We start from the raw sequence: 13,266 nt of genomic DNA, 5'->3' as shown, positions 1-13,266 counted from the left end.
AACGTTAAAATTTTAGCTAGGAATTAGCCGTATATGCCCACAATATACATGCTAATATCGTTAAACTCAGCAATATTAAGCCTTGCCCATGATGTGTTGCATACAGTGGTACATTTCCAATGGTATGCGTCATTTTGTAGTTTAGAATAGGCCGAATACAAAAGAAAAAAAGCGGTAATGATAAAATCACTGTATTACTAATTTTAATTGTATGGCGAAAATAGTAACTAAATAGTCCTATTAGGGCGGCATACAATAATGTTTTAAATAGCACCTCTCCACTGGTGTATATATCTATACCGAGATAAAAATTAAACTTCCATATCAGAAGACTAATTGTAGCAATTATTGCGATAATACCTACAACAACAGCATTTGCTGGGTTTGATACATTGAACATTTTTAGAGTTTTTAATTGATATAAATTAATTTGCTTAAAATATATATTATAAAAACATAGAGTACAGTGACGATTTTTAACTTTATAAAACTCCCTAAAAATCCTCATTTAGACATTTTGAGACTCAAGCGAGTTTGAGCTTGTTTCTTTAAATACCCATAGGGCAAAACAAAATATGATCACGATGAGTAGTCCTAAACTTTGACCATGACCCGAGAGATAAAACGGAACATCTGGGATAGTTTGAATGGCCTTGTAGTCAAGAATTGGCTCTAGCCAAAAGTATGCAAATGGAACAGCAATTAAAAATTGTGTTGTAAACTCAATATGATTGCGTGTTAAAAAGCCCAAAATAGCTGCTGTGACAATATAGATAACAATCCTTACCGAGACTTCGTATGATGTTGTCATATCCAGTGCAAAGATGGTCTGACACTTAAATACCAGTAATAAAACACCGATAAAAGCGAACATCGCCAAGAGCTTTAAAAGCTCATCAATATAATTGTTATTGCTCATGTTTTGCTCAATTTTAAGTATTAAAAATTATAAATTTTGACTGAATATAGATCAGAAAATAGCTCTCTACATTGACATAATATGACATTTTTTGTCAGTTAAGCGTTTTTAATAAGCGTACTAAAATAGCTGTTATGCGGTTTGTTCTACTGATCTATTCATTAATTTTTATTTTGGCAATATACGACTACTCAATGGAAAAGCCCCTTATGTATAGGGGCTTTTTTTATTGCATAAATTCTGGATGTTTCTGGGGCTTAGAAACACCAATTTTCTTTTGATAGCTTTGGTCTAAAGCCTGAATAAGGAGTACGAAAACAATCAAAAAGAGAGGAAAGAATAAAGTTTTCACGTTTCGGTTTCTCCGAGAGTGTTCGGCATGGATGAACGGATAGGAATTAAAAGGCTCAATGCAAATAACAAAACAATACCGCCCATTAAAAACAGGTGGGCATAAGACCAATGCAAGTGATGTAAAGTACTAATAACAACGCCACCTAATAACTGAGTGCTGGCAAACCCAATGGTGGCAAGGCTCCAGATTTTTTGATAACGCTGTTCATAAATCTGTAGCAGACTGTAAGAGCTAATAAATACGGTGGCAGGTGTGAGTAAACCTGTAAGAAAGGACGATAAAGTGAGCAAAGCAGTAGCATGTGAAAAAAATGGTAGGGCAACTGCCAAGCAATAGACACCGTATAGACATTTAATTGCCTGCAAATATCCAATAAGGCGGCTTAAACAATACGCCACAAAGGCGCCAACACAACTTCCGACTCCATAAAGAACCCAAAATAAGTTTCGTTGTTGCAATGGAAAATGTAGGGTCCCCGATAAATAGTCCATCCAAAACAAAGAATGTGGGATATATGCAAAAGCACTGCACATATAAGCAATAATAATGACCAGTCCTAAACGTGAATGTTTGAAGTTTTGAGGAGCGTGATTGGCCGTTTGAACGGACTCGGTAGGTGGGTGCCTTAATAACTGAAAAAGTACCAAACTGCCAATAATGGAAATGGCGGCAAAAATTTCCCAGACATATTGAACAGGCATATTTTTAAGTGCAGGAATAATGAGAGTGGCAGATAACACGCCTGCGCCAATACCACTAAACCCTAAAAAATTGACTTTGAGCCTTTGGCTAATTGCAATATTTTTCATGGCAAAGCTGGGCGCCAAAATCATGAGTAGGCCACCTGCGATACCTGAAATGGTGCGCCAGAGAATAAACCAAGCCAAAGGCATGTGTATAAAAGAACAGCAGAGTAGGCTTAAGCTACCTAAAACCGCCGAAGTTATAATCAAAGCGGGTATAGATTTTTCTTTAATGCTAAACAGTGCCAATAATGCGCCAACCAGATAGCCCAATAAATTTGCACTTCCTAAATAGCTTGCAAAGTCGTGAGTCCATCCATATTGCACAATCATAATAGGCATGAGTGCGGTATAGGAAAATCTAAAAATACCAATTCCTAGGCAAGTCGCTAAAAAGACAAGCAGGCTCATTCGATAGAATGTAGACATGAGAAATCTCTCAATTTTTTTATTATTAAAATCGAGTTTATTTATCATTAGAAATGATTTAATATGATATTAATTATCTTATTTTGAGATAGTGGCATGTTGCTTAAGTCTTTAGAGTTTTTTTTAGCGGTTGCAGAGAGTGGAAGTTTTTCATTGGCTGCACAAAAAATGTGTACGGTTCAATCCAATATCACGAGCCACGTGAAAAAGCTTGAAGAAGAGTTAGGTGTGATTTTATTAAATCGTCATAACCCCGTTACATTAACCAATGCAGGACACCAGCTACATAGTTATGCTGTGCAAATGATCGCACTGCATAATAAAGCGAAGACAATCTTCCGAGAAGGTGATATTGACCCGAATGAAACTATTCGTTTGGGCAGTATGGAAACGACAGCAGCAATACGACTTCCTCAATTGCTTAATGAATGTATGCAGCAATATCCGAATTTGCCGCTTGAACTTCAAACTCACCCGACAGGATATTTGTTAAATGCTGTGCAACAAGGAGAAGTCGATTGTGCTTTTGTCGCTTCTAAATATGTGATTCCAGAGCTATATAGTTTTCCGGTGTGGCAAGAACAACTGGTTTTGGTTTGCCCAAAACAACAAATTGATTTTCCCGACATTGCCACCCTCGCAAAGACTCGATTTATTGCATTTCGACAAGGATGTTCCTATCGGCATGCAATTGAGTTGTTTTTAAATGATCACAGTGTGCCACCTTCGCAAATTATGGAAATGGGCAGTCTGGATGGCATTGTAAGCTGTGTAGAATTAGGTGTCGGTTTTGCTTTATTGCCAAAGTCATATCTGAATAAAGTAGCCGATAAAGTCTCATTAAGTTGTTTTGAAATTAACACTGAATCTGCACATTTCACTACTTATTTGGTCGCCCAGCCTCCTGAAACATGGGGCAGTAATTTAAAGCAATTTATTTGTTTTATTGAGCAACAATTTATACAGAAATGCGCTTAATTTTTATACATAAATATCTAACGTAACTTATGTTTTAAAAGTGATATATATGTATTTAAAAGTCATTTTATATTCTCATTCAGATCGGTAATGATCTGCATGCTAGAAAATTGTTGAAAAGGGTAGTTTATATATGCCGGCTATGGTCAAATATGCCCCCTTAAAAGATGACACAAGCAATAATTTGGAGTTTGGGAATGAATATACCCTTAATCATCAATATTGTGGTTTTTGTCGGGTTAATATTTTTACTCGCCCAAACACGTAAAACGGACTGGAGCTTATCTAAAAAAGTTCTAGCTGGCTTAATTTTAGGTGTAGTGTTTGGTTTAGGACTACATTTGATTTATGGCGGTGGCCATCCGATTCTTGCTGAATCTATTAGCTGGTTTAATATTGTTGGTAACGGCTATGTAAAACTTTTACAAATGGTCGTGATGCCTTTGGTCTTTGTTTCGATTTTAGGTGCGGTAGCGAAGCTACACCAAGCTTCTTCTTTAGGAAAAATCAGCTTCTACACCATCGGGACTTTGTTATTTACCACACTCATCGCTGCGCTGGTTGGGGTATTTGTGACGAACTTGTTTGGTTTAACTGCCAAAGGTTTGGTACAAGGAGCGGCTGAAACAGCTCGACTTACTGCAATTCAGACCGACTATGTGGGTAAAGTAACAGACTTAAGCGTACCGCAATTTATTCTTTCTTTTATTCCGAGTAACCCTTTTGCTGAGTTAACGGGTGCAAATCCGACTTCAATTATTAGCGTGGTTATCTTTGCTGTCTTTTTGGGGATAGCAGCACTCAACCTAATGAAAGATGACGCAGAAAAAGGTCAACGTATTCTGACGGCTATTCAAACATTACAGTCTTGGGTAATGAAGCTTGTTCGTTTAGTGATGACACTTACACCATATGGTGTTTTTGCCCTAATGACGAAAGTTGTGGCAAGTTCAAATGTCGCAGATATCTTGAACCTAGGTGGTTTCTTGGTGGCGTCTTATTTAGGCTTGGCGATTATGTTCGTCGTGCATGCCATTATCTTGACTCTGACAGGTGTTTCTCCACTTAAGTTCTTCAAGAAAGTTGCTCCGGTTCTAACATTCGCGTTTACGAGTCGTTCAAGTGCTGCAAGTATTCCACTGAGCATTGAAGCGCAAACTCGTCGTTTGGGCGTGCCTGAGTCTATTGCAAGTTTCTCTGCTTCTTTTGGTGCCACTATTGGACAAAATGGTTGTGCGGGTTTATATCCAGCCATGCTCGCAGTCATGGTTGCGCCAACTATGGGTATTAACACCCTAGACCCAATGTGGATTGCTTCGTTAGTGGGTATTGTGACTTTAAGTTCAATTGGCGTAGCCGGTGTTGGTGGTGGTGCAACTTTCGCAGCATTGATCGTACTTCCTGCTATGGGCTTACCTGTAACATTGGTTGCTCTTCTTATTTCAATTGAACCACTCATTGATATGGGACGTACTGCGTTAAACGTAAATGGTTCGATGACTGCTGGTGTAGTTACAAGCCAATTTATGGGGCAGACCGACAAAGCTATAATGAATAGCGAAGATGAAATTGAATTAACTCAACATCATTAAGAGTTAATATTAAACGGCTCTCCACTCTGGATGAGCCGTTTTTTTATATGTGTAACTTGCAACTGTGATGTTAATTTTTAAAAAACTTTATCTGTTTTTCTTTTAAATAATTTTCGAAAATGAGCCTATTAAGAAAGAGAGCACTAACATGAAAATGTATCAAGTCGATGCTTTTACCAAAGAGCTATTTCGTGGAAATCCGGCTGCTGTGATTATTGGAAAAGAGTGGCCAGATGCAGATTTAATGCAAAAGATAGCACTTGAAAATAACTTATCTGAGACTGCTTTTGTAAAAATTATAGACTCTGAAAATTATGAAATACGCTGGTTTACTCCAACGGTTGAGGTGGATTTTTGCGGGCATGCGACTCTTGCGAGTGCTTTCGTATTATTTAAAGATTTTACTGAGAAAAAGACTCTTAATTTTCATGTACGAAACTTAGGTTTGTTTGTAGTTCATCAAGATGAAGACGGCAAAATCAGAATGGATTTTCCAATTCGTAAAGCTCAGCAAGTTGAAGATTATCCGGCTATTTTACGTCAAGCATTAACAAAACCGTTTAAAGCGGTTTATCAAAATGTTCAAGCCTACATTGTTGAATATGAGTCAGTGCAAGATGTGTTAGATGAGCAACCCGACATGAACTTACTTAAAGCCTTAGGTAAGCGGACTGCAATTACAACTACAGCAATGGATGTTGCAATAACTTCAAAAGCTGACGATCAATATGACTGTGTTTCTCGTTATTTTGCACCTGTCGCAGGTATTGATGAAGACCCGGTTACTGGTTCAATTCATACCGCAATAGCGCCACTATGGGCAGAGAAACTCGCTAAAAATAATATTGTGGCCTATCAGGCTTCTAGCCGTGGAGGCGTATTGTATTGTAATGTCTTAAATCAGGAACGTATTGAAATTTCGGGATATGGCAAACTTTATATGCAAGCCGAAATTTTTCCTTAAAATATAAGGCCGTTTAAATAAACGGCTTTTTTTTCAAATCTTTACTATGAAAGTCAGCTCAAATTTCCTACTATAGTCACACAACTATTGATTTTTTATTATTCAAATTAATTGGTATTTATATGTTTATGCAGTTTAAACAACTGACTCTCTCCCTATGTATTTTTGGTTTAAGTGCTGCCTCTTTTGCACAAACAACATTAGTAAAAAGTAAGCAAAATGTTGAGGAATATAAATTAGATAATGGTTTTCGGGTAGTGCTTGCGCCGAATGACAAAGAAAATAAAATCTTTATTAATACCATTTATTTAACGGGTTCTTTAAATGATCCACAGGGTAAAAGTGGTTTAGCACATTTACTCGAACATTTAGCATTTAAAGGCACGCAAAATGTAAAAGGTGAAGAATTCCAACGCCGTTTAGATCAATATACGTTAATGACGAATGCGAGTACGGATTACTATTCAACCAAATACACCAATATTGTCCGTCCAGAAAAAACAGCACTCGATCAAGTGCTGTACCTTGAATCTGAGCGCATGGACAAATTAGTTCTACAAGAAAAATTTGTGCCTTCTGAAATTGAAATCGTAAAGCGTGAACGTGAAGTCCGTATGGATCAGCCTTTTGCTGTCTTGATGGATCAAATGTGGAAGTCGGCTTATGGTAATCAATATCTAGGTCGATTACCGATTGGTGATTTACCTGAGCTTAAGTCAATTAAAATGCCTGAGTTGAACCAGTTCTATCGCAGTTGGTATGCGCCTAATAATGCGGTCATGGTGATTTCAGGCAAGTTTGATAAAACTGATGTTTTGAAAACGATAGACCAATATTTTAGCCCAATTCCTGCGCGAGCTGTGCCTAAGCCTGTTCAAGTGCCTGTGTTAGATTCTACAAAACTCAAAAACCGTGAGTTTGTGGTGAAAAAGGGCAGTGATTTGGCCAAATTCCATATCTATATGGATGGTAAAAACACAAAAATTCAACCGGAACTGGCTTTCGCACCTATGTTGTATACCATGCAGCCAAGTGGTCATTTGTACCAAAATATGGTTGAAACAGGTGTTAGTACAGACGTTCAGGCATCAACATGGCTAGATCAAGATTTTAACGTCGTATTTTTAGGTGCTATTTATTCACCAAAAAATGACCCTAAAAAAGTTGAAAGCGCTTTGCTCTCTGGAATTGAAAAGGGTAAACCTTTTACAGAGACTGAGCTAAATCGTGTAAAAAGCTTAATGAAAACGCAAGGTGAGTTAGTCAATAAAGATGCCGTTGCTTTGGGTTCCCGTTTAAGTGATTACACTGTAGCGGATGGGCAATGGGACCAATATTTTAAAGATTTAGATTCAATTGATAAAGTGAAGCTCAATGAGGTAAATCAAACCTTAAAACAGTTCCTTGTTGCAGGTCATCGTATTGATGGCGATATTTTGCCAACACCAGAAGACCAAAAGAAAGCATTACAACTCGACGCAAAAGATAAGCCTAAAACATTAGATCAAACAGATGTTAAAGCAGAGCCTTTAAAAGATCCGAAAGTTTATCAACAAGAAGTTGCCGAGTTTTTAAAAACGTCTAAGCAATATGCCGAAAGTAATGAGAAAAAGATCCTTCGCGGAAAGCTTAAAAATGGAATGAAGTATGCTTTATTCCCTGTAGAAACCCGTGATGATCGTACCTATGCCACCATTACTATGGATTTTGGTACTGAAAAATCTTTATTCGATAAAGGTACGGTTGTTGATTTAACTTCATATTTATTACTTCGCGGTTCTGATAAATATAGCTTGCAAGATATTGCCGATAAATCGATTGATGCAGGTGGCGCAGCTTATGCGAGTGCCGATGGCAATGGCATGACCATTAATATTCAATCTAAAACTGAAAAGTTCGATGAGTTTTTCAAGTTTGTTCTAGAGGTCATGAAAAATCCTAAATTTGAACAATCTCAATTTGACTTAATTAAATCTCAAAGCTTATCTAGTCTTGATCGTCCTTATACAGAACCGGATGTGGTAGCAGGTCTAACATTATCTCGCTTGGTAGAAGAATACCAGCCAGGTGATTTGCGTTATCACTTTGAACCGGAGCTGGCTAAAAAACAATTAAAGAATGTGACTCAAGAACAAGTCAAAGAGCTTTATCAGCATTTCTTTGCCATGAATCATGCGCAAATTGCGATTACAGGTGCATTTGATGCCCAAAAAATGAAAAAGCTATTGAATCAAGAGTTCGGAAGCTGGAATAGCAAACAACCGTATGAAAAAATCTTGATTCAGCACGTTGATTTCCCTGCCCAGCAAGTACATGTCTTATCTGAGCAGCGTGAGTTTGGTAGTTATCAAAGTGTACTTGCATTACCGGTTGGGAAAAATCATCCTGACGCTTCTGCATTAATTTTAATGAATTACATTTTGGGTGAATCTCAAATTTCATCACGTTTGGCTCAAGAGCTTCGTGAAAAAAATGCATTGGTATATGGTTTTGGTACTGGTTTGCAATTAGATCGAGACACGAATGTAGGTGCGTTAAGCATTAGTGCAAATTATACGGCTGGTCGCTCAGCACAAGTTTCTGCTTCAGTTCATAAGGTTCTAAATGACTTAATTACTCATGGTATTACAGAGCAGGAGCTTGCAGCAGCGAAGGCGGATATCATGAAGAAACGTGTTACTGCCTTAGAAGATGAACGTAATATCCACGGTATGTTAAATCTAGAGCTTGAGTCAGGTAAAACATTACTTGACCGTGTTAAACGTGACCAAGAGTTAACAAAGTTAACGGTTGCTGATGTGAACGCAGTTATTAAAAAATATATTAAACCTTCAAATCTTGTTGAAGTTATGGCTGACCAGTATGGTCAAGCACAAAAGCAGTAAATAATTGCCAAATAAAAAGCCACTTCATGTGGCTTTTTATTTGAGTGGTAAAATATTTTAATGGTCGTGTTTGTGAGTATGAAAATCTTCATTCTTACGGAAACGTAAGTAGTTATCGAACTGTTCACAATACTCATCAAAGTTATCTTCAAGCATCATTTGGAACTGTTGAAGAAGATAAGACATCACCTGATCTTTTGCATCACGCATTTCATTACCATCTTTAAAATTATTAGCAGCCACCCATGTATTAAAACGAGCAGTTGCAAATAACATGGCTGCGCTCACTTGACCACGAAGCTCGGCCGGGTCTGGCTTTTGGCCTTTTGGCGGGCGACAAAAATCATTTGCTTGTTTAATGAATTCATCCGCACGCTCAAAGAAAACAGCATTTAACGCTTCTTCTTCAGTAATATCTGTTGCATTAATCTTTTGAGACATGACTTATTCCCGCAAAAATAGAGCTGCTTATTATAGGCAAAGCCTTGCGGAAACAAAACCTTTGCCTTAGTCTGTAAATAGCCTAAGTATTAGGAGTTATAATATGCAAGATGCAATTGCCGTTCAAAGTCTAAAAACAGACATTGCTTTATTACGCCAGCATATTTTTCCACCCCAATATTTGGAGCATGTAGAAGGGCTGCCAATTTATTATGGTTTGCAAGAAGAAGTCTTGGCCTATTATCAGCAATGGAAAGATTTAATAGAAAGGGCACAAGAGCTTTTTCAACCTTTTATGGAAGATGAATTACCAGATGCAATTCATTTACCAAGCCATCTAAACTTACCCTTATTCTTTTTCCATGTAGACCGAATTCGGATTAATAAAACACGCGCAAAAGAATCAAAAACTTTCCGTGGTGTGGCCAGTCTTATTGAAAAATGTGGGCAGTTTGACACAAACCAGATATTTACCATGCAAGAATGGTTGCAAAGTGATGATACAGCAGCGCTAGTAGCACACCGTGAATTTATTGATTTACGGACGTATGTATTTCAGCATGGTCAAAGTGAATATACGCGTTCACGGTTTTATACCAATGGTATTGTGTTAGGGGTAGAGCCACACTTTAAACTCGTCGATGCCCGTGATAAGCCAAGAAAACAGCGTAGTGATAGCTATAGCGATCCATTAGCAGATAACGGTGTATGGAAAGTATTTGGTAAATATAGATAAAAAGTCGCGGCATATTTGCCGCGACTTCAAGATTCTTACCAAAATGTTTTTGCCTGTTTAAATTTTTGCAAAGCTTCGGCAGACTGATTTTGTAAATAAGGTTGTTTGGCTTTAACCCATCCTAATGCAAACCAAAAATGTGGGTCGTGTTCAACCGCTTTATTAAATAGATCTTCGGCAATAAATAAGTCGTTATAAAGTCCTAAAGTATTTTGCACAGGCTGTAATTGTTTTAAAAACTGCTGAACATTTTTACGAGGATATAAGCTCGATATAAACTCAATGCAGTAACGAAGCTGTTTGGCTTTCTTGCGCGTTCTGTGCTGTTCGGTGACTTCAAGTTCAGTGAAATGATCGGCATTACTCACCACTTGATGATGTAACTTATCTAAGCTTTTTCCTATATATTTTTTCAATTTTCCTTTGCCGTTTTGATTGTCTTCTTCTGAATAGGCAAATGCTAATAAGGCAAGTATAAGCTTAATGGTGTCTGCTGATTTAAACAGTGTGGCAAGGTCTTTTAATGGCTGTTCAGAGATCGGAAGTAAAAGCTCAGGTGAACCATGCTGCACAATCATAGGTAAAATTTCGGTACGAATAGCATCTTCATCTCGCGTGTCCCCAAGCTGACGGAACAGTTCGGCAATTTGCTCTTCCCACACAGGGTTTAACTCGTCTGACCATGCTGAAAAATGTTTTAGTGCACTACGTAAACAGCGTAAGCTTACGCGTGCCTGATGAATGTGCTCAGCCTCGGCAACTCCATCGGCAATTGCGGCCATGTTAGGCAAGAATTGTCCCAAACAGTTTTCTACAATCTTTTTGAGTGCCTGTTCTGCTGAAATGTTTTTATCTAAGTTCAGTTTTTTTGCGTGAACAGCCGGTGAAGTAGCTTGCCCCAATGCGAGTAAATTACCGCGCTCGGCTTTACTTCTCACATCGAGCCAAAGTTCATAACGATTAATCCATTGCTGAGCAAATTGAATAAGTGTTTTAACTGCACCTTGTTTAAGTTCGAACTCAACTTCGCAAATTTTGCTTTGTGCTGTTGCTGTTTTTACGACGCCGTCATCGAGACAGACTTCAATTGCCGTGTCATCTGCTTCAAAAACATGATAGGTACGTTGTACATCAGTCTCAAACTGTAAGCTTAGCTTTTCGACTTCAGAGCCTAAAGCTTGAGTAATCAAATCTGTGACGGCTTTATTGTCTTTATATAACTCAAGGTTTAAGTCAGGTTCTTGATCGCATTTTCCTAAAAAAACTTCTTCTTCGACACGATGTAAATGACTTTGGCCGGCAGCCTTAAAGGTTTGTACCCACAGATCATTTTCTTTACGTAAGCGTAAGGCCATACCATTTTTTGCAAGTAGGCGGTCTGGTGTATCGTAATACTTGGCCTGTAAATGAATATGCTGTGCTTTATGTTTTTTTAAATATTGCTGGACGGTTTTTTTCTTCGATTCAGGTAACTGAAACTTAAGCTCAACTTCAACCATAACAGATCTCCCTGAATCAGGTATTTAAACTATCTTGAATAAGTATAATAGCTTAGCGCTAAAAATAATGTTTTTGATAGAGAAAGTTACAATCAAACATATGACGCTACACTTTTATTTAGGTGTACAATCAGGTGATGTTTTGATCAAATAAAAATCAGGAAGATGATCGTGAATGCACCCGTAAATTTTAATCATGAAACTCAGCCAGAGTTTGAGTTACCTATTAAAAACTATCAGGAATTTTATCGTTTTTATTTAACTGAACACCGTAACATTATGAGCAGACGCTTACATGCAGTGGGAAGTAGCATTGGTCTATACTTTTTTTCAAAAGCTATTCGTAAGAAACAGGCCAAATACGCACTCTATGGTTTAGTTTCTGGCTATGCATGTGCATGGGTTGGACATTTTATGTTTGAGAAAAATAAACCTGCCAGTTTTAAACAACCGCTTTATAGCTTTATTTCTGATTGGCGAATGCTCTCTGATGTTGCGACTGGTCGATTAAGTTTAATTGATCGCAAGCACGATAAGATTGATTCTTAAAAGAGAGAATATGATAAAATTTAAAGTAATAAAACGACATATACTGTCGCACAGCTGCTTAGGCAGCTTTTTTATTACCTAATGTTTAAGTAATATAAGAAAAAACAAGAGAAATCAAAAGAATGGAACAACTTAACCCATCTGACTTAAAAGCAATATTACATTCTAAACGAGCTAATCTGTACTACCTTGAACATTGTCGAGTAATGCAAAAAGATGGGCGAGTTTTATATCTCACTGAAGCGAAGAACGAAAACCAATATTGGAATATTCCAATTGCTAACACCACTGTAATTTTACTTGGAACAGGTACATCCATTACTCAAGCTGCGATGCGAATGTTATGTAGTGCAGGGGTATTGGTGGGGTTTTGTGGAGGTGGTGGAACACCTTTATTTGCAGGTAGTGAGGTGGAGTGGTTAACACCTCAGAGTGAATATCGACCAACGGAATACATGCAAGGCTGGATGAGCTTTTGGTTTGATGAAACCAAACGTTTAGATGTTGCGAAAGCGTTTCAATTTGCCCGGATTGAATTTATCCGCAAAATTTGGGCGAAAGATAAAGATTTAAAAGATGAAGGTTTTTACTTAGATGACCTTGATATTCAGCAAGCCTTAAATGGTTTTGAAAAGAAAATTCCTAACATGACTAAGGTTGGGGATTTATTAGTTGCAGAGGCTCAAACAACCAAACAACTTTATAAAATTGCAGCGACTCGTTGCAAACTCAGTTTTGAACGGAACCCTGAGCAGGGTGACCTTGCGAATGACTTTTTGAACCATGGCAATTATTTGGCCTATGGCCTAAGTGCGACGACACTTTGGGTACTAGGGATTAGCCATAGTTTTGCTGTCATGCATGGTAAAACCCGACGAGGTGCTTTGGTGTTTGATGTAGCTGATTTGATTAAAGATGCTGTGGTTTTACCATGGGCATTTATTTGTGCTAAAGAGGGGATGAAAGAACAAGAGTTTCGTCAACAGCTATTGCAGAAATTTACAGAGTATAAATGTCTGGACTGGATGTTTGATGAGGTAAAAGATAAATCTCTACTTAAATTTAATTAGAAACATCTAGTATGGTTGTATTTTTTTAAAATTGGTGTTATTTTGCTCATTACTAATATTTAAAGAGATACATCTATGTTTAAAAATAAGCTTTTTGCTGTGCTTT

General features: G+C 37.6%; 13 protein-coding genes. 7 read left to right on the top strand and 6 right to left on the bottom strand.

The window, feature by feature from the left end:
• Nucleotides 1-16: 16 nt before the first annotated feature.
• The 4 genes from EGS71_RS07525 to EGS71_RS07510 all read right to left on the bottom strand — a co-directional run bounded on the left by EGS71_RS07525 (nucleotide 17) and on the right by EGS71_RS07510 (nucleotide 2,446).
• On the bottom strand, nucleotides 17-508 hold the full coding sequence (locus EGS71_RS07525) for a hypothetical protein (protein ID WP_001218088.1): 492 nt from the start codon (nucleotides 506-508) through the stop codon (nucleotides 17-19).
• Nucleotides 509-919: a hypothetical protein gene (locus EGS71_RS07520; protein ID WP_000069679.1), complete on the bottom strand. Its 411-nt coding sequence runs from the start codon at nucleotides 917-919 to the stop codon at nucleotides 509-511.
• Nucleotides 920-1,145: 226 nt separating this feature from the next.
• Nucleotides 1,146-1,271, bottom strand: a complete 126-nt coding sequence (locus EGS71_RS07515) for a hypothetical protein (RefSeq protein ID WP_000853583.1) — start codon at nucleotides 1,269-1,271, stop codon at nucleotides 1,146-1,148.
• Nucleotides 1,268-2,446 carry a YbfB/YjiJ family MFS transporter gene (locus tag EGS71_RS07510; protein ID WP_002009964.1) on the bottom strand — a complete coding sequence of 393 codons (1,179 nt, stop codon included), beginning with the start codon at nucleotides 2,444-2,446 and terminating at the stop codon, nucleotides 1,268-1,270. Before EGS71_RS07510 ends, EGS71_RS07515 begins: the two co-directional genes overlap by 4 nt.
• 96 nt (nucleotides 2,447-2,542) lie before the next feature.
• On the opposite strand from EGS71_RS07510, the gene EGS71_RS07505 reads away from it, so the two are divergent.
• The 4 genes from EGS71_RS07505 (at nucleotide 2,543) to EGS71_RS07490 (ending at nucleotide 8,865) form a co-directional block, all read left to right on the top strand.
• The gene (locus tag EGS71_RS07505; protein WP_000925121.1) at nucleotides 2,543-3,424 is read left to right on the top strand and encodes a LysR family transcriptional regulator; all 882 of its coding nucleotides are present in this window, start codon (nucleotides 2,543-2,545) and stop codon (nucleotides 3,422-3,424) included.
• A 197-nt stretch (nucleotides 3,425-3,621) separates the two neighbouring features.
• Nucleotides 3,622-5,016, top strand: a complete 1,395-nt coding sequence (locus EGS71_RS07500) for an L-cystine transporter (RefSeq protein ID WP_001025080.1) — start codon at nucleotides 3,622-3,624, stop codon at nucleotides 5,014-5,016.
• Between the two features lie 148 nt (nucleotides 5,017-5,164).
• Entirely contained in the window at nucleotides 5,165-5,980 is an 816-nt protein-coding gene (locus EGS71_RS07495) for a PhzF family phenazine biosynthesis protein (RefSeq protein WP_000784938.1), read from the top strand.
• A gap of 122 nt (nucleotides 5,981-6,102) precedes the next feature.
• Entirely contained in the window at nucleotides 6,103-8,865 is a 2,763-nt protein-coding gene (locus EGS71_RS07490; protein WP_000480988.1) for a M16 family metallopeptidase, read from the top strand.
• A 57-nt stretch (nucleotides 8,866-8,922) separates the two neighbouring features.
• Here EGS71_RS07490 and EGS71_RS07485 read toward each other — a convergent pair whose 3' ends face one another.
• Nucleotides 8,923-9,306, bottom strand: coding sequence for a DUF3144 domain-containing protein (locus EGS71_RS07485; protein ID WP_000078676.1), 384 nt, complete (start codon nucleotides 9,304-9,306; stop codon nucleotides 8,923-8,925).
• A 103-nt stretch (nucleotides 9,307-9,409) separates the two neighbouring features.
• On the opposite strand from EGS71_RS07485, the gene EGS71_RS07480 reads away from it, so the two are divergent.
• Nucleotides 9,410-10,042: a hypothetical protein gene (locus tag EGS71_RS07480; RefSeq protein ID WP_001149996.1), complete on the top strand. Its 633-nt coding sequence runs from the start codon at nucleotides 9,410-9,412 to the stop codon at nucleotides 10,040-10,042.
• 35 nt (nucleotides 10,043-10,077) lie between these two features.
• Here EGS71_RS07480 and EGS71_RS07475 read toward each other — a convergent pair whose 3' ends face one another.
• Complete coding sequence (locus tag EGS71_RS07475; protein ID WP_000230498.1) at nucleotides 10,078-11,541, bottom strand: CYTH and CHAD domain-containing protein; 1,464 nt, start codon at nucleotides 11,539-11,541, stop codon at nucleotides 10,078-10,080.
• 165 nt (nucleotides 11,542-11,706) lie between these two features.
• Here EGS71_RS07475 and EGS71_RS07470 point away from each other — a divergent pair, with 165 nt between their 5' ends.
• Both EGS71_RS07470 and cas1f read left to right on the top strand, forming a co-directional pair.
• The gene (locus tag EGS71_RS07470; protein ID WP_000636740.1) at nucleotides 11,707-12,090 is read left to right on the top strand and encodes a DUF962 domain-containing protein; all 384 of its coding nucleotides are present in this window, start codon (nucleotides 11,707-11,709) and stop codon (nucleotides 12,088-12,090) included.
• Between the two features lie 122 nt (nucleotides 12,091-12,212).
• On the top strand, nucleotides 12,213-13,160 hold the full coding sequence (gene cas1f, locus EGS71_RS07465) for a type I-F CRISPR-associated endonuclease Cas1f (RefSeq protein ID WP_000436800.1): 948 nt from the start codon (nucleotides 12,213-12,215) through the stop codon (nucleotides 13,158-13,160).
• The last annotated feature ends 106 nt before the right edge of the window (nucleotides 13,161-13,266 follow it).

The sequence above is a fragment of the Acinetobacter sp. FDAARGOS_559 genome (genome assembly GCF_003940475.1).
GTDB classification, from domain to species: Bacteria; Pseudomonadota; Gammaproteobacteria; order Pseudomonadales; family Moraxellaceae; genus Acinetobacter; species Acinetobacter baumannii.
The sequence above is the reverse complement of the archived record's forward strand: the minus strand, read 5'-3'. Positions and strand labels throughout refer to the sequence as shown.

Bases quoted from the DNA above. Each gene is read 5' to 3' on its own strand.
- EGS71_RS07505 (WP_000925121.1), top strand. From the start codon at position 2,543: ATGTTGCTTAAGTCTTTAGAGTTTTTTTTAGCGGTTGCAGAGAGTGGA.
- EGS71_RS07475 (WP_000230498.1), bottom strand. From the start codon at position 11,541: ATGGTTGAAGTTGAGCTTAAGTTTCAGTTACCTGAATCGAAGAAAAAA.
- EGS71_RS07495 (WP_000784938.1), top strand. From the start codon at position 5,165: ATGAAAATGTATCAAGTCGATGCTTTTACCAAAGAGCTATTTCGTGGA.
- EGS71_RS07525 (WP_001218088.1), bottom strand. From the start codon at position 508: ATGAGGATTTTTAGGGAGTTTTATAAAGTTAAAAATCGTCACTGTACT.
- EGS71_RS07485 (WP_000078676.1), bottom strand. From the start codon at position 9,306: ATGTCTCAAAAGATTAATGCAACAGATATTACTGAAGAAGAAGCGTTA.
- EGS71_RS07510 (WP_002009964.1), bottom strand. From the start codon at position 2,446: ATGTCTACATTCTATCGAATGAGCCTGCTTGTCTTTTTAGCGACTTGC.
- EGS71_RS07480 (WP_001149996.1), top strand. From the start codon at position 9,410: ATGCAAGATGCAATTGCCGTTCAAAGTCTAAAAACAGACATTGCTTTA.
- EGS71_RS07500 (WP_001025080.1), top strand. From the start codon at position 3,622: ATGAATATACCCTTAATCATCAATATTGTGGTTTTTGTCGGGTTAATA.
- EGS71_RS07490 (WP_000480988.1), top strand. From the start codon at position 6,103: ATGTTTATGCAGTTTAAACAACTGACTCTCTCCCTATGTATTTTTGGT.
- EGS71_RS07470 (WP_000636740.1), top strand. From the start codon at position 11,707: ATGATCGTGAATGCACCCGTAAATTTTAATCATGAAACTCAGCCAGAG.
- EGS71_RS07520 (WP_000069679.1), bottom strand. From the start codon at position 919: ATGAGCAATAACAATTATATTGATGAGCTTTTAAAGCTCTTGGCGATG.
- cas1f (WP_000436800.1), top strand. From the start codon at position 12,213: ATGGAACAACTTAACCCATCTGACTTAAAAGCAATATTACATTCTAAA.